14 protein-coding genes are annotated in these 14,137 nt (G+C 71.0%); 5 read left to right on the forward strand and 9 right to left on the reverse strand.

What is annotated here, in order from left to right:
- Positions 1-112: 112 nt before the first annotated feature.
- Positions 113-1,159 carry a substrate-binding domain-containing protein gene (locus ACGFX4_RS09130; RefSeq protein ID WP_393071346.1) on the reverse strand — a complete coding sequence of 349 codons (1,047 nt, stop codon included), beginning with the start codon at positions 1,157-1,159 and terminating at the stop codon, positions 113-115.
- 631 nt (positions 1,160-1,790) lie between these two features.
- Between ACGFX4_RS09130 and ACGFX4_RS09135 the strand changes: the two genes are divergently transcribed.
- A complete protein-coding gene (locus ACGFX4_RS09135) occupies positions 1,791-3,137 on the forward strand; it encodes a BNR-4 repeat-containing protein (RefSeq protein WP_393071347.1) in 1,347 nt (448 codons plus the stop codon).
- A gap of 122 nt (positions 3,138-3,259) precedes the next feature.
- Here the strand turns inward: ACGFX4_RS09135 and ACGFX4_RS09140 are convergent, their stop codons facing one another.
- The 6 genes from ACGFX4_RS09140 to ACGFX4_RS09165 all read right to left on the reverse strand — a co-directional run bounded on the left by ACGFX4_RS09140 (position 3,260) and on the right by ACGFX4_RS09165 (position 10,559).
- Positions 3,260-6,088, reverse strand: a complete 2,829-nt coding sequence (locus ACGFX4_RS09140; protein WP_393071348.1) for an ATP-binding protein — start codon at positions 6,086-6,088, stop codon at positions 3,260-3,262.
- A 603-nt stretch (positions 6,089-6,691) separates the two neighbouring features.
- Complete coding sequence (locus tag ACGFX4_RS09145; RefSeq protein WP_393071349.1) at positions 6,692-6,841, reverse strand: hypothetical protein; 150 nt, start codon at positions 6,839-6,841, stop codon at positions 6,692-6,694.
- Entirely contained in the window at positions 6,838-7,221 is a 384-nt protein-coding gene (locus tag ACGFX4_RS09150) for a hypothetical protein (protein WP_393071350.1), read from the reverse strand. Before ACGFX4_RS09150 ends, ACGFX4_RS09145 begins: the two co-directional genes overlap by 4 nt.
- A 120-nt stretch (positions 7,222-7,341) precedes the next feature.
- The gene (locus ACGFX4_RS09155; RefSeq protein ID WP_393071351.1) at positions 7,342-8,478 is read right to left on the reverse strand and encodes a hypothetical protein; all 1,137 of its coding nucleotides are present in this window, start codon (positions 8,476-8,478) and stop codon (positions 7,342-7,344) included.
- A gap of 18 nt (positions 8,479-8,496) precedes the next feature.
- Complete coding sequence (locus ACGFX4_RS09160) at positions 8,497-10,221, reverse strand: relaxase/mobilization nuclease domain-containing protein (protein ID WP_393071352.1); 1,725 nt, start codon at positions 10,219-10,221, stop codon at positions 8,497-8,499.
- Positions 10,218-10,559, reverse strand: a complete 342-nt coding sequence (locus ACGFX4_RS09165; RefSeq protein ID WP_393071353.1) for a hypothetical protein — start codon at positions 10,557-10,559, stop codon at positions 10,218-10,220. The genes ACGFX4_RS09160 and ACGFX4_RS09165 overlap by 4 nt, the downstream gene beginning before the upstream one ends.
- 233 nt (positions 10,560-10,792) lie before the next feature.
- On the opposite strand from ACGFX4_RS09165, the gene ACGFX4_RS09170 reads away from it, so the two are divergent.
- Positions 10,793-11,110: a hypothetical protein gene (locus ACGFX4_RS09170; protein ID WP_393071354.1), complete on the forward strand. Its 318-nt coding sequence runs from the start codon at positions 10,793-10,795 to the stop codon at positions 11,108-11,110.
- 447 nt (positions 11,111-11,557) lie between these two features.
- On the opposite strand, the gene ACGFX4_RS09175 is transcribed toward ACGFX4_RS09170, so the two are convergent.
- A complete protein-coding gene (locus ACGFX4_RS09175; RefSeq protein ID WP_393071355.1) occupies positions 11,558-11,908 on the reverse strand; it encodes a helix-turn-helix transcriptional regulator in 351 nt (116 codons plus the stop codon).
- A gap of 166 nt (positions 11,909-12,074) precedes the next feature.
- On the opposite strand from ACGFX4_RS09175, the gene ACGFX4_RS09180 reads away from it, so the two are divergent.
- The 3 genes from ACGFX4_RS09180 to ACGFX4_RS09190 all read left to right on the forward strand — a co-directional run bounded on the left by ACGFX4_RS09180 (position 12,075) and on the right by ACGFX4_RS09190 (position 13,570).
- Entirely contained in the window at positions 12,075-12,761 is a 687-nt protein-coding gene (locus ACGFX4_RS09180; protein WP_393071356.1) for an STAS domain-containing protein, read from the forward strand.
- Positions 12,762-13,125: 364 nt separating this feature from the next.
- Positions 13,126-13,299 carry a hypothetical protein gene (locus ACGFX4_RS09185; RefSeq protein ID WP_393071357.1) on the forward strand — a complete coding sequence of 58 codons (174 nt, stop codon included), beginning with the start codon at positions 13,126-13,128 and terminating at the stop codon, positions 13,297-13,299.
- 4 nt (positions 13,300-13,303) lie between these two features.
- Positions 13,304-13,570 (forward strand): DUF6296 family protein, encoded by a 267-nt coding sequence (locus tag ACGFX4_RS09190; protein ID WP_393071358.1) that lies wholly within the window; start codon positions 13,304-13,306, stop codon positions 13,568-13,570.
- Between the two features lie 10 nt (positions 13,571-13,580).
- Here the strand turns inward: ACGFX4_RS09190 and ACGFX4_RS09195 are convergent, their stop codons facing one another.
- A complete protein-coding gene (locus ACGFX4_RS09195) occupies positions 13,581-14,069 on the reverse strand; it encodes a hypothetical protein (protein ID WP_393071359.1) in 489 nt (162 codons plus the stop codon).
- Between the last annotated feature and the right edge of the window lie 68 nt (positions 14,070-14,137).

Here is a 14,137-nt window from a genome sequence, read left to right on the forward strand (position 1 = left end):
GCGGTGGAGCCAGCGATGCGGCGCGGGATACAGGGTGAGTCGGGTGCGGGCGACGGGGGGTGCGGCGGCGCAGGGATGTGGCCGCACCCCACCGGTCACCGGGCGGGTGGTGTCAGCTGCAGGTGACCCCGGCTGCCTTCCAGTTGGAGGCGTCGACCATGGTGGTCGGGGCGAAGGCCTCCTTCGGGAAGTCCTTGCCGTTCTTGAGCTTGTCGTACATGGTCTGGACGGCGAGGGCGCCGACGTCCTTGCCGTTGATGAACAGGGCGGCCTTCATCCCGGAGGGCTTGCCGGAGTTCCAGTTCTTGCAGGCCAGGTAGGCCCCCAGGCCCACCCCGATGACGTTGTCCGCCTTGAATCCGGCGTTCTCCAGGGCGGTGACCCCGCCCTGCACGTTCTCGTCGTTGCAGCCCCAGACGACCCAGTGCTTGATGCCGGGGTTGGCGGTGACAGTGGCGGCGATCTTGTCCTGGGCGCCGGTGGGGGTGTTGTCGGTGGCGACGTCGATGTTCGTCACGTCCTGGGTGGCAGCCGTGGCGAAGGCCGCCTTGGCAGCCTGGACCCGGTCGCCGCAGACGGTGACGTCCCGCTTCCAGGCGGAGATGATCCGGGTGTCGGCCGGGTTCCAGCCGGCCTTCTTGAACTCCTCCGCAGCGCGCTTGCCGACCTCGGTGCCCATCTGCTCGCCGGAGAAGCCGATGCGGGCGACCAGATCGTCCTTGCTGCAGGATGCCGGGGCCGGGCCAGTGGTGCAGATCTGGTCGTCGGAGGTGAGCAGCGCGACCTTGGCGTCCTTGGCGGTCTGGACGATCTGCGGCCCGACGGCCGGGTCGGGGACGACCACGATCAGGCCGTTGCTCTTCTGGGCGATGGCGGCCTGCACCTCGCTGACGGACTTGTTGGCGTCGTTGCCGAGGTTGACCACCTTCAGGTCCACGCCCAACTCCTGGGCCTTGGCCTTGGCGCCGGCGGCCTCACCGACGAAGTACTCCTGGTCGCCCTGCTTCTGCAGGTAGGTGATCGAGATCTTCCCGTCGACCTTGGCGACATCGTTGTTGCCACCGGTTTCCTGCCCCGTGGAGCAGGCGGCGAGGGCGAGCGGCAGCAGCAGGCCGGTCGCGGTGAGGGCGGCGGAGCGGCGTGTACGGGCACTGAGCATGGCGTGCTTCCTTGACTGGAGGGTGGGGACACAGCGGGGCCGCAGGCCGCGCCATGCGATCACATTCGAACGCAATCAAACGGCCTGATGATCAAGGGTCGATCACTAGGGGCCGGTGCGCCACGGAGACCGAATCGGGGTGTCGACGACGAATCCGGGCACCGCATCGCGCGCCGAACAGCGGCCCGGATCGCGGTGGTGTGGGCCGCCTTCGAGGCGGTCGGCAGCTCGTCGGCGGTGATGGTGAACTCCGGCCGGCGCAGCTGACGCGTGATCCATTTCCGCACGTCGGAGCTGTTCTACGCCAGCCGGGGGTGAACACGGTTGCGTGTCGGGAAGGGCAATCGGTAGGTAAACGCTAGGTACCGCCGCATCATGCGCGCAGGCGTCCGGGCAGCGGCGTCGGACGATCTCCGACACCCCGAACGCACCCTGTGTCGACGAGATCGGCGCTACTACTTGACACGCATCGGCAACCTGGGTGTCATTCTCATACCCGTCGACGGGTGTTTGTTTCTGGTTGGTTTCGTTCGCCTCGGTGGCGTGTGAGTCGCACGCCCGCAGCCGGGGGCCGACCCGACCCGAGGTTCTCCCCTCGCCCTCACCCCCACCCACCCACCCGGGAGAAGCCATGTCCCGACCCACCGTCCTCGCGGCGCCGCTGCGGCGCCGCACCGCGCTGGCCGCAGCACTCCTCGCCCTGGCCGGCAGCGCTGTCGTGCTGCCCTCCGCCGCCCCCACCGCGGTTGCCGCCACCGCGTCCGCGCCCTCGTTCGACGTGCTCAGCACCGACGCCACGTTCCAGTGCCGGCGATCCTTCGGAGGCGGCCTCTACGACCCCGCCTCCGACAAGACGTTCATCACCTACAACGGCCCCCAGATGGACGTGTACGTCCGCGCCTACAACCACGCCACCTCGGCGTGGGAGGCCCCGGTCCTGGTCAAGGACCAGAACCAGACCGGCAAGTACGACTACCACAACTACTCGACGCTGGTGCTGCTGCCCAACGGCAGGCTCGCGGTGTTCTTCAACAAGCACTCGGTCGCCTCGTACATGGCCACCGCGCCCACCGCCCACTCCGCCGACGGCACCTGGACCACCAACCAGATCAGCGGCGACTGGAACGACTACCCGATGCCGGTCGTGCTCGGCGACAAGCTCTACTTCTTCTACTCCCGCAACGACGACGTCAACTACCCCTACCGCAGCTACAAGGTGATGAGCTCCGACGACAACGGCGCCACCTGGTCCGCGGCGTCCACGATCATCGACACCGGGAAGACCGCCGACAAGTTCGACGAGGTCTACGCCTTCGGCGTCGCCCCGATCAACGGCAAGATCTACATCAGCTACACGCTGTGGGGCGGTCCGAACGGCCACGCCAAGCAGGGCAAGGACCTCTACGTCAGCGTCTACGACCCGGCCACCGGCCGGATGTCCAACGCGGCCGGGCAGAGCGCCGGAAGCACCGTCAACACCGCGGACCTGCCCGCGCACCTCGTCAAGGCCGCATCCCCGGCCGACTCCGGCGACTTCTACGCAACCCACCCCATCCAGTACTCCCAGGTCTGGGCCACCGACTCCGGGCAGATCTACGTCGGCTTCGGCGAGGCCCTGGGCGGCCAGCGCAACGTCCGGTACGGCCGGCTCAACGGCTCCACCTGGCAGATCGGCACCGTCAAGTCCGGCACCGCCCAGTTCTTCGACATGGTCAAGACCGGCACCGGCGACTTCGAATTCCTCTTCGCCAACGAGGACTTCACCACCCTGTCCAGCGTCGCCCTGCGCGGCGGCACCACCCTCGAACCCGTCTTCGACCTCCCCGTCGACAAGGCCGGCACCGACGCCGACCGCATCGACCACGCCGTCTACATCGAGAACCGACGCTCCATCAGCGTGATGGGCACCATGGTCAACTACGCGAACCAGACCAACGACTACAGCGGGAAGTGGCCGGTCTTCGCGGTCAAGCGCTGACCGGCAGGAGCACCTGCAGCTTGAACAGCACAGCCGGGGACGGCCTCCGTCCCCGGCTGTCCGCCGACCGTGTTCCGATCGTGTCTCAGTCCCGCAGCCGCGCTGAGCGCGCCACGACCATGTCACCGGGCCGGGGGAGGCCCGCCCTTCTCGAACAGGTCCTCGCGGCGGACGCCCAGTTTGCGCAGCACCGCGGCGACGTGGTGTTCGACGGTCCGTTGGGAGAGGGAGAGCGCGGCGGCGACATCGCGGTTGGTGGCACCGTGCCGCAGCAGGCCGAGGACCTGCTCCTCGCGAGGGGAGAGGCGGTCGCCGTATCCGGCCCGGCCGGGGGCGTGGGTGCGGCGGCCGCTGGCGACGCGGGCCCGGCTGCGGCAGCGCTCCGCGTCGGCGACGGCGCCGAGGGCGTCGAGCCGGGAGGCGGCCTCGTCCAGGAGGACCCTGGCGCGGCCGAGGTCCTCGGCCATGTGGGCGGCGGCTGCCCGCTCCACCGCGAGTGCGGCCGGGTAGGGGCGCCCGATGCCGCTCCAGCGCGCCGCGGCGTCCTCGAAGGCGGCCGCAGCGGCCACGGGGTCGTCCTCGGCGAGCAGCAGCCCTCGGCACAGGAGGTGCTCCGCCGCCGCGGCCGGGGCGTCCCGGCCCTCGATCGCGGTCGCGTGCCGGGCGGCGAGATCCTCGGCGGTGGCGCGTTCACCACGCAGCAGCGCGGTCTCGACGGCGACAGGGATCAGGTCCCAGCCGACGACCCAGAGGGCGTTGTGCTCGACGAGCGGCAGGTAGTCGGAGACGGCCCGCCAGGCCTTGTCGGGGTCGTGGTGGGCGAGGTGAATGCGGGCGGTGCCTGCGGCGGCGGCGAGGGCGGGCAGGCCCAGGTTCCGGGGATCGGCGGTGAGCAGGTGGTCGAAGCGTTCTGCGGCCGCCGCGTATCTGCCGCGGGCGAGCGCGGTGATGCCCTCGGTGACCGCGACGAACCAGCCGGACACCAGTTCTCCGGCGTCGGGGTGGCGGGTGCGGAGCGACCTCAGGCCGTCCTCCCAGGCGTCCCAGCGGCCGCCGAGCCAGGTGAGGACCACAAGACATCCTTCGACGCCCAGGGTGAAGAGCGGAGCCCTCGCCCCGATCGAGAGCGGGACGGCCTCCTCCGCCCAGGCCACCGCGCGTTCGTCCTGCCCGAGCAGGATGCCGTTCTCCGCAGCGTTCGCGAGGGCCATCACGGTGGTGCGGACCACGGCCCGGTCCTCGTCCTCCCGGGGCAGCGAGGACAGCAGCGAGGTCACCCGCTGGTCGCCCTGCCGCCCGATGACGGAGAGCCAGGTCATGGTGATGCCGGCGCGGGTGGCGCGGTGCGGCGTGTCGGCGAGGACCTCACGGGCCCGCTCCAGCCACGCCATCCGTTCGGCGACGGTGAAGTCCGTGTCGTCGGCACCCGCGAGCGAGGCCATGGCGCGGGCGGCGAGTTCGGGGTTGTGCCGCTCCAGGTCGGGGAGGACGGCTTCGATCTCGGCGAGTCCGGCCGGGTCGCGGCGGTTGTTGTACTGGACCAGGCCGAGCCGGAGGCGGATCTCCGCCCGGACGGGGACGGGGAGCCGCGGAACCGTGAGGATGCGGCGCAGGGCGGCGACGGCCAGATCCGACGCGGTGTCGTGTCGTACGGCGCCGGCCAGTGCGCGGGCGGTGTCGCCGATCTGCTCGGGGGTCAGATCGCGGTGCTGGCCGAGGATGTCGCTCAGCAGGTCGGCGGCCGTCCCCAGGTCGCCGACGGCGATGGCGTGGTCGGCGGCGGCTCGTGCCCTCGGCAACCACGCCTCCGTGTCGCCGAGGCATTTTGTGTGGTGGGCGATCTGGACCAGCGGCGGCTCGGGCCGACCCTGCAGCGCGGCGAGCGCGCGCCGGTGCGCGCGCATCCGGACGGGCCCTGGCGTCGACTCGTAGACGGCCTGGCGGGCGAGGACGTGCGCGAAACCATAGGCATCGGGGCCGAGCTCGTGCAGGACGGGCGCGCGCAGGGCCTCCTCCAGCGCGAGGTCGTCCAGGTCGCCCGGCCCGGCGACCTCCTGGAGCAGGTGCTGCGCAGCCGGCACACCGAGGACCGCGGCGGCATGCACCAGTGCGGCGGCGGCCGGACTGAGTCGCCGCAGGCGCTCGTCGATGATCTCGCGCAGGCTGCGCGGCACACCGAGAACAGCGTCCGTGTCGAGGGCCTGCACGGTCGGGTCGGCCGACCGGCCACGGTGTGTGAGGGTGATCAGATCCTCCTCCACGATCAGCGGCAGCCCGCCGCTGCGCTCGTGCAGCAGCCGCGCCAGGCCGGGCGGTACGGGCCGGCCGAGCGCGGACGCGGCGAGGGTCGCGAGGTCGGTGTACTGGAGTGGTCCGAGCACGAGGTCCGCACCGGAGACGCCGACCGGCCGGTGGTATGGGGCGCCGAGCAGCGCGGTGCCGGCCGGGAGGTCCTCCTGGCGGTAGGTGACGACGAGCGCGCAGTCCTCCGGTGGCTCCCGGGCGATGAGCAGCAGCAGCTCACGGGTGGCCGGGTCGGCCCAGTGCACGTCCTCTACGACCAGGACGGCGGGGGCAGCGGAGCGCAGCCGGGCGCGAACGGTGTCGGCCGTCCGCTGCGGGTCAGCCGCTGTCCACGGAGCCTCTGGGGCGTCGCCCGGATCCGCCGGCGACGCCCTGGCGCCGCGCAGCGCGTCGGCGACCGGGCCGTACGGCAGCGGCTCGCGCAGTGGGTGGCACATACCGGTCAGGAAGGCGATGCCGACGGCTCCGAGTGCCGTGCGCGCCTCCGCGACCAACCGAGACTTGCCGATCCCGGCCTCCCCCTCGACGAACACGACGGCGGGCCGGGCCGAGACCGCGGCCTCCAGGTCCGCGAGCTCGCGTGCCCTGCCGACAAACTCGAACCCGACCGCTGGTGCTCCGCCGGTCCTCGTGTCGCCCTCGGCCATCGCCTCTCCCATTGTCCTGTTCTCAGTCTGTACCGCGGTCTACGGCCGCGCCGGTCGAGCGTTGGGCTGCGGGGCGGCCCGTTCGGTGCTTGGTGGCATTCCAGGAGGCCGGGCACCCAATCGCGGAACGTTTGCCGTCAATAGACGGATCGCCCCGGCCAGTGGCACCCCGCCGCGCTGCCCGAGTGCGCCGGGCTCCGGACCGGCCGCCGGCACGACCAGCTGCTGGGCCTCACCGGCTTCCATACGCTCTGGACGATGCACGAGAGGTGGAACCGCCAGCCGATCAGAGGTCTTGATCCGCGCCAGCGTCCACTTGGGTCAGGGCAGGTGATCTGGACGGCGGGGTAGCAGGCGGACCGTTGCGGCGTCTTCGTTGCTCTCGGACAGCGCGGCGTTCTCCAGAGAGAGTAGATGGATGGCCGTCGCGTATGCGTGGAGGCGAGCTTCCAGGAACCGGCAGTGCGCCTGGAGGTCGGTGTGCTGCTTCTTCAGGCCCTCGAAGGCGTCGGCCGAGCGTGTGCGAGTCGCTCGCTTGGCCTCGTTCTTGGCGGCCTCGGCCTGGAACTGGTCCTTGAGGTCGGGGTGCTGGTGTGTCAGGCGTCAGCGCTGGACGTCGGCTTCGATGGCCAGCTGGGAGACGTTGAGGCGCCCGTTGGAGCGTTGGGGTGTGCCGGCGAACAGCCGGTTCATGGCGGCGAGGATCGCCCGGCGGCCTGGGTCGCTCTCGTGGTCGATCGGGAACCTGCTCACCGGCTCAAGGCTCCTTGTCCGTGGGCTTCGACGATGGCTGTGAGCCGCGCGAGTGCCTGGCGTTCGCGGTCGTGGCGGATCGGCGGGGCCAGGGGGTTGGCGACGCTCTCGGCCAATTCGGCGGCCTGCTGCTTGACGTACTCGATGTCGCGGTCGGTGCGGGCGAGGTTCCGACACTTGGGGCGGCAGTCGTCCAGGTCCGGGGTGACCATGGGATCGTCAGCGGATCCGCGCAGCTGACAGGCGGCGATTGCGGGATTGAGGACGCAGGTCATTCCCTGCCCGTGGTGGATCTGCAGGAGTGGGTTGCCGACGAGGTCGCGGGCTTGGCGGTCGTTGGTGAGGACGCGGCCGGCGAATTCGCGAGTGGCCGCTGCCACCCGAAAGCGGTAGGCGCTGGCGGCCGGGTTGCGGCTGGTCAGGATGTCGGGGTGGGTGTCGCCGAGGATCTGCTCGCGTTGATAGCGGGCGGTCGTTGCCGGACCGCCGCGCCCCCGGACTCAGCCTCTGCGGGGCGATGGCTTGTTCGCCGGCCTTTGGGCGCGGGGCGGAGCGGTGGTGGGCGCTGCGGTCGACGCCCTGCCGGTGGCTGCCCTGTGCTCGGACTTGGACGAGGCGCGAGCAGCCGATGTGATGACAGAGGCGGGCGCAGGGTGGTCACCGGCCGGCCGGTGGAGCGCTGCGATGGTTTCACGGAGAAGCCGTTCGCCGATCTTGCCGGGCGAGCCTTCGGCCCAGCTCCGGTCCCGGCCGAGGTGAGCCAGACGGGCGGAAACATCGGTGCCGGCCTCCTCCAGGTGCGCCATCCGGGCTGCGAGCAGTGGCCACTGGCGCATCGTCACCAGGACGGACGTTGCGTGCTCCATGTCGGGGATTGCTTCCCGGATCCAGCGGACGTATCGGGAGTTCTGCGCTTTCGACACCCCGAGCCGGGCGAGCGCGGGTTCGCGAAGACTGAGGTCCAGATCCGGGGGAACCTCGAGACCTACAGTCAGTGGACCGTAGCAGCGGAGCACGTCCCGGCTGACGGCGCGGCCGGACCGGGAACTGTTGGTGAGAGTACGTCCGGCCGTTTCGAACACCCCAGCAGCGGAAGCGTGGGCGGTCCGGAGGAGTCGAGGTACGTCGAGGCCGTTCCGGTGCAGGAACTGCATGGCCGAAGCGATCTCCGGCCACCGCGGTGAGGCGAGGACGGCCTCCCGCACCGGGCCGGAGGGAAGGGTTCGCTCCACCAGGTCGCCCCAGTACCCGAGCGGTGCCGCCGCCGGGCGCGCGGCACCGGCGAGCACCGTGTCGCGGACGCCCACCGCGATCCTTCCCACCCTCGGGAGGAAATCCTCAAGGTCCACACCCGCGCGGCGCAGGGCAACCAGCTGCTTCGCAACGGTCGGCCACGCGGCACTGCGAATCAGCGCGGTGGAGACGTCCGAAGGCAGGGCTGTCCGGAGATCGCCGGCGGCCTCGGACAATGCCTGACCGTCCGGCACCTCGGGGACGGACCTACCGGTGCGTGCCTCGGCCGCAACACAGACCGCGTCCGCGATCGCCAGCACGAGGCGGACCGCCACCGCCGAAGTCTCGACGGCCTCCCCGACCGCCGCCGCGAACGTGTCCGATTGGTCAGGTGTGGTCGTCACTCTGGCTCCTTGTGCTTGTCACCGGGCGCGCTTCGGACCGTCAGGGCCCTGGTCCGCAGGACGACGGGGCGCGTGCTGGGATTGTCGGCGGGCCGCCCTGGACGGCGTCCCAGAACCCTTAACCCGGTCTTCGGCAGGTTGGCCGGCGGCCGAACCGCAGCGGCTGAGCCAGCCGTCGAGACGCCAGACGAGCACCTGGGCGACCGACGCCGCAGAGTCCAGCTCACGGTGGGCCGCCACAGCGGCCAGAACCTGCCCCGGGTCGTGCCCGCTGCCGGACACCGCGTGCAGGCGAGCCGACAGCGCCGACCACGCCGAGTCCGCCAGCACCGCCTCAGCGAGCACCGGAAGCGCCTCGCGAACAACGGCGCTCGGGAACGGAGAGTCGCCGCGGCCGGCGCCCCCGACAACGCGCCCAGGCGCCGCAGGGCGCCACGCGGCAATCCCGACAACGCGCTCGCACGCCTCCCGCACCGAGCAGCCGGCCTTCCCCGCCGACTCCGCCTGCGCCCGATACCCCTGCTGAAGATGCCAGCGCTCCGCGGCCGTGACCGCCGCCAGCAACGCCGAGAGAATCCCCAGAAGCGCAGCAACGTCATTACGGACGATCAGAGGAGCGTCGGACAGCACCCGCGCCGCACCACGAAACAGCGAACGAGCCTCACCATCCAACCCACGCCGCCCAGGAGCCCGCGACGCCCGCTCAAACGCCTCACTCGACAACCTCAAACACGCCGCAACAGGCGAAGCGACCACCGCGGCCGCCGCCACGAGATCACCCAAAGCCGCCACATCACCAGCCCCCTCAAGAGGCCCCGCAACCGCCAACCGCGACGCGCCCACGAGCACCTGCTGCTCCACCGCCACCCAAAGCCCCACCGCCGCCAGACCCGAATCCGGCACGGCCGACCCGACCGACCAACGCTCCCGAACACGCGGAAGAGACAAATCGAAAGCCAACTTCGAACCCGCAAACCACACCGGCCGCGAAGCACCATCCCGATCACCCGGCAACGCCACCGCATAACCCACCACCGAACCATCCGACTCCACCCGCCGCCGAACCCGAACACCCGCCGAGTCCAGCCGCACGAAGAAATCCGCCTCATCCACCGCAGTCGCGGCAGCGCTGCGCACCGCCACATTGAGGAGCTCCCGCGCAGTAGAGGGAAGCCCACGGCGCTCCGACTTCGACATCTCACCGGTCGTCGGCCACTTCACCGCGGTGCGATCACCGGAGACGAGCCGGCGAAGCCCCCACCTCCGCTCGAAGTCACGGGCCAGCTCCTGCATGCGGACAATGTCCTGACGGAGATTCGGACGATGACCGTCCTGCCGAGCCTTCGTCGCCACGATGTGGATGTGGTCCCAAGCATGCCGCACCGCCACCCACCGGCAAGCGTTGTGGTCGCCGCGCGGTGCGATCCCGGCGGCGTCCATCATGGCCCGCGCCACCTCGGCCCACTGCGCGTCGCTGAGCTCCTCGTCCTCGGGGGCGATACGAACTGCGACGTGGTAGACGTGCTCGGTCGGGCGGAGGCCGGACAGCGCCTCAACGGGCGCGTCCAGCAACAAGCCGAGATCCCAGACGGTCGTCCCGGAACATTCAGCCGGATCAGAGACGTCAGGCTCCCAAGAAGCCACCAGGTGAGGATCCTCGTGCTCGTCCCTCTTACCGGGACCGTAGAGATAAGCGAGCAGACCACCCGTGTCGGTACCCTCACGAGCCTTCTTGGGAATCACGACCGCTCCACTCGCTCCCGCATGAGCTGACGCGTCGCGGCATCCAACCGCTTCGTCGCGGCCGTGGCCGCGGCAGCGAAGTCGGCCGCCAGCGAGTCAGAACTCCCCGGATCCGCCCCCGGCGTGACGGCGCCGAACTCAGCCCGGATCCGCGACAACTCCACCCGGGACCGGACCAGTTCCTGAATCACGAACCTGGCATCGGCCGACACCGGGACCAGCTGCTCCTTCGCCACCAGCACTGCAGCCCGTGCGGCCCATGCCCCGGCCGACATGCCCTCCCGCTCGGCCGCCATACGGACAACGGTCATCTCGAACTCGTTGAACGACAGGTTCACCCGCTTCGAGCGGACATCATCCTGCCGTCGCTCTCGGCGCCCCTGACGACCTGCAACCATCGGAACCTCCCGAAGGTCCGCCTGTTCCTCTGCGGTCTCGACGAGCCATGATGGTGAAAGCCTGCACGATCCGAAAGCACCCCGTCCACGCCCGGCGGGCAATACCGCTGATGCGAGTGAACCGGCGTTGCGCTTCACATAGTTTGTTGCCGCACGGTCCTACGATGCGGGCCATGATCTCGACTGATGCAGACTTCCTCCGAAAGGTCCGGGAGATTCAGGAGGCGCGTGACAAGGCGATCGAACCGCTCGCCGCCGTCCTGGTCGAACGGGAGCGACTGCGCCGGCTCCTTGCGGAGACGGAGATTCCCTACGGCAACGCGTACGCTGATGCCACGCGGGCGGGCTGGCGCCCGGAGGAGCTCGCGGCGCTGGGCGCCGAGCAACCCGCCCGCAAGTCCAAGACAAGGCCGCAATCTCCCGCCGGCCAGCGCGGACGCTTGCCAAAGCCCGCGCGCCGAACTGATCCGGACTCGGCAGTAGCCAGTTAGTGATCACCGTTACGGTCGGCGCGTGTGGCCCGAGCTGCCCCGACCAGGGCAACCAGGCTTGGGCTCTGCTCAGCTGGCAACCCGACAACGGGCAGGCCTGAGCAGGCCCGGGGGACAGGCTGGGTCGTGCCCCGAGGGTCCGGGGCCGGCTCGGGCGCATCGTCGGATATGCGGACGCTCAGGTGAACCGGGCGAGGGCCGGCTGGGTTTGCGGGCCCGTCGTGCGTGGCTCAGGCCACGGTGACGATCATCTTCCCCAGGGCCGCGCCGGACTCCATCTCCCGGTGCGCCTCGACGATCTCCTCTGTACGCCACCGCATGGAGCGCCTGGTGAGCGTCACTTCGGATGGATCCGAGCAGTGCTCAATGCCGGGATCCTGTGGGCGGATCCTCGGACTTCGGCAGGCCGCTCGCATCGCGGTCCCGGGCCGGCGGCGGGGGCAGAGATCACTGCTGGACGTTGCCTGGGGTGGGGTCCGGGCCGGTGGGGTCCTTCGGCGGGTCCTGGCGCAGGAGGGTGGCGAGGAGTTCGGAGACGGTGGGGCCGGCGTCGGCGGGGTGGCGCAGCTGCTTGCTGGTGATGACGCTGTAGTGGTTGGTGCGGCCGCGGCGCTCGTGGCTGAGATACCCGGCCTGTTCGAGGTCGGTGATGATGCGTTGGACGGCGCGTTCGGTCAGCAGGCAGAGGGCGGCGATGTCGCGTACGCGGATGCCGGGGTCGCGCGCGATCTGCACCAGCACGCGGGCGTGGTTGGTGAGGAAGGTCCACTGCCGCTCGCTCGCCGTACCGTTCTCCATGCCCTCACGATAGGACCTGCGTCTCACGACGATCAAAACACGACAATGAATTCGTGCAATGGTTGACATGTTCGGTGAACGGGCGAAGAGTGGAGGGACCGCCACCGCATCGCTTCCGCAGCGCCTCACCGGTGCGGTGCCCCCTCGTCTGGAGATGGTGTCGCTCATGGATCCGATGAGCAGGGAAGGGCTGGAGCGCCTCCGAACCGTGCTGGCCGAGAGGATCGGCGTGCCCGTCGAGCACGGGCCGGATCCCGGCCGGGTGGAGCCGCTGCGCCGACAGGTGCTCCACGCCGTCACCGGCATCGACGCGTACCTCACCGCGGTCGAGGCGGGAAGCCCGGCCGTCGTCTCGCTGCGCGTGCAAGCCGTGGACCTGTGGCAGGTCCTGGTACGGCTCGCAGCCGAGCCGCCTGAGCCGGTGGCCGCGGCGGCGGTGGTGCGGGTGCCCCCGCCGTCGCCCGTGCCGCGGATCGAGCAGGACGGCGGAGCGACCTGCCTGAGGTCGGAGACCGTACGGGTCGGCGGCGCCCTGGTGTGCTCCTTCAATGGGGACATGACCCTGGACAGCGAGCACGTCGCGGCGTGGGCGCTGAGCGCCGCGCTGGACCAGCGTCCGGACCTGCTCGCCGTCGACATGGCCGGTGTGGAGCTGCTCACCTCCAGTGGCCTCAACGTGATGCTGACCGCCCGTGGGCGCGCGGTCGACACCGGGATCCCGCTGGTGCTCGTCGCCCCCTCGCGGGTCACGCTGCGGGTGTTGGAACTCACCGACACGACCGCGCTGTTCCCCAGCTGCGCCACCACCGAGGACGCCGTGCGGTACCGGCGCCCGCCCGTACCCCGTCCCTGAGTCCCCGACGGCGGCGGGATGGCCCGGCCGCCCGGGTGGAGCAGCGCTGCTGGAGAAAGTGGGCCGCCTGCCCGAGGCTGGAGAGATCTGTCAGGAGGCCGAACGCGCCGTGCGTTCGGGGACCTGAGCCCCGGGGCCAGGAGGCCGGCGGTCGTCGGCGGAAGCTGTCGCCCCGTCGAACGGCGAGGTGGAGTCGGTGTCTGAGGCGGTATTGGCGACGTTGTTCATCGCTGTCCGGCCGCGCGCGGCGGTAGAGGCCGGTGCGGCCGAGCTGGCACGGCGGTGCTCTCGGTCCGGGGCCGACGACACGCGAGGTGCGCTCGCGGCGTGCGTGTGGGCACTGGATCCGGCCGGACCTGCGCCGGTGACCGGCTGGCGGGTCACGGGCGTGCCGGCGGAGCTGGACCTGGCGATCGAGGAGCGCGCCGCGATCGAACGGGCCCGGGACCGCCGGTGTCCCACCGCCGACCGCGACTTCGCCCGCGGTGTGGCGCTGGCACTGGAGTGGATGCTCGGCTTCGACCCGATCGAGGTGTGAGGGGATGGACCCCGTGAGCGATACCGTGCCCGCGCCGCCTGCGGGCTACCTGCTGTCGGTGCGGCCGGTCGACGGCGTGGACCTGCTGCGGATCGCCGTGACGGCGACCGGAGCCACAGGTCCCGCGGGGTACCCGGTGTTCCGCGACGCCGGGGGCGGAGTGGTCGTGGAGATCTCTCCGTCGGGTCGTTGCCGCTCGCTGACCCATCGTGGCGTTCGCCCGACGGAGGTCCGGGCTTTCGGGACGGTTGGGTCCGCGCCTGCGCTGTAGGCCCGGGCTCTTACGTCAGTGCCGCATCCCCGACGCTCAGCAGCTCCAGCAACTCGGGGCGGTGCAGGGCGGCGACGGCTTCGAGCAGGTCGGGGTGGCGCAGCAGTGCGGCGGCTTCGCTGTCGCGGGGCCCGGGGAGGGCGAGTCGTCGCAGGTCGCCGTGGTCGGGTCGGTTGGCCCGGGCGGCGAGGGAGGGGTCGGCGAGGAAGCAGGCGGCCCAGCTGACGACCGTCTCGTCGACCCAGGTCCGCCAGGCGGTGTCGTCGGGGTGCGGATCGTGGCCGGTGAGCCCGTCCAGCCGGTGGGACCCGCCGGGGGACAGGAGGTGGAGCAGCTCGACGTCCAGGGCGGTGGGAAAGCGCAGGGCGGCCGCAAGGGCCGCGGCCTGGCGGGCCTGGGTCTCGGCGAGTGCGCGGTTGAGCGCGCCGGCGGGTGGCGGGTAGGCGGCCAGCAGCCAGCGGGCGGAGGCGGCGATGACGGGGGTGAGGTCGGTGGACACGGTGGTCGGTCCCTCGCGGAGCGGGCTCGCCCCATCGGTCGTTCGGGTGCGAGCGCATCTGCGCGGAG

It is taken from the genome of Kitasatospora sp. NPDC048365 (genome assembly GCF_043200835.1).
In the GTDB taxonomy this organism is placed as follows: Bacteria; Actinomycetota; Actinomycetes; order Streptomycetales; family Streptomycetaceae; genus Kitasatospora; species Kitasatospora terrestris.

Excerpts from the sequence above, each read along its gene's own strand:
- ACGFX4_RS09170 (WP_393071354.1), top strand. The coding sequence starts at position 10,793 with ATGATCTCGACTGATGCAGACTTCCTCCGAAAGGTCCGGGAGATTCAG.
- ACGFX4_RS09130 (WP_393071346.1), bottom strand. The coding sequence starts at position 1,159 with ATGCTCAGTGCCCGTACACGCCGCTCCGCCGCCCTCACCGCGACCGGC.
- ACGFX4_RS09180 (WP_393071356.1), top strand. The coding sequence starts at position 12,075 with ATGGATCCGATGAGCAGGGAAGGGCTGGAGCGCCTCCGAACCGTGCTG.
- ACGFX4_RS09135 (WP_393071347.1), top strand. The coding sequence starts at position 1,791 with ATGTCCCGACCCACCGTCCTCGCGGCGCCGCTGCGGCGCCGCACCGCG.
- ACGFX4_RS09175 (WP_393071355.1), bottom strand. The coding sequence starts at position 11,908 with ATGGAGAACGGTACGGCGAGCGAGCGGCAGTGGACCTTCCTCACCAAC.
- ACGFX4_RS09140 (WP_393071348.1), bottom strand. The coding sequence starts at position 6,088 with ATGGCCGAGGGCGACACGAGGACCGGCGGAGCACCAGCGGTCGGGTTC.
- ACGFX4_RS09190 (WP_393071358.1), top strand. The coding sequence starts at position 13,304 with ATGGACCCCGTGAGCGATACCGTGCCCGCGCCGCCTGCGGGCTACCTG.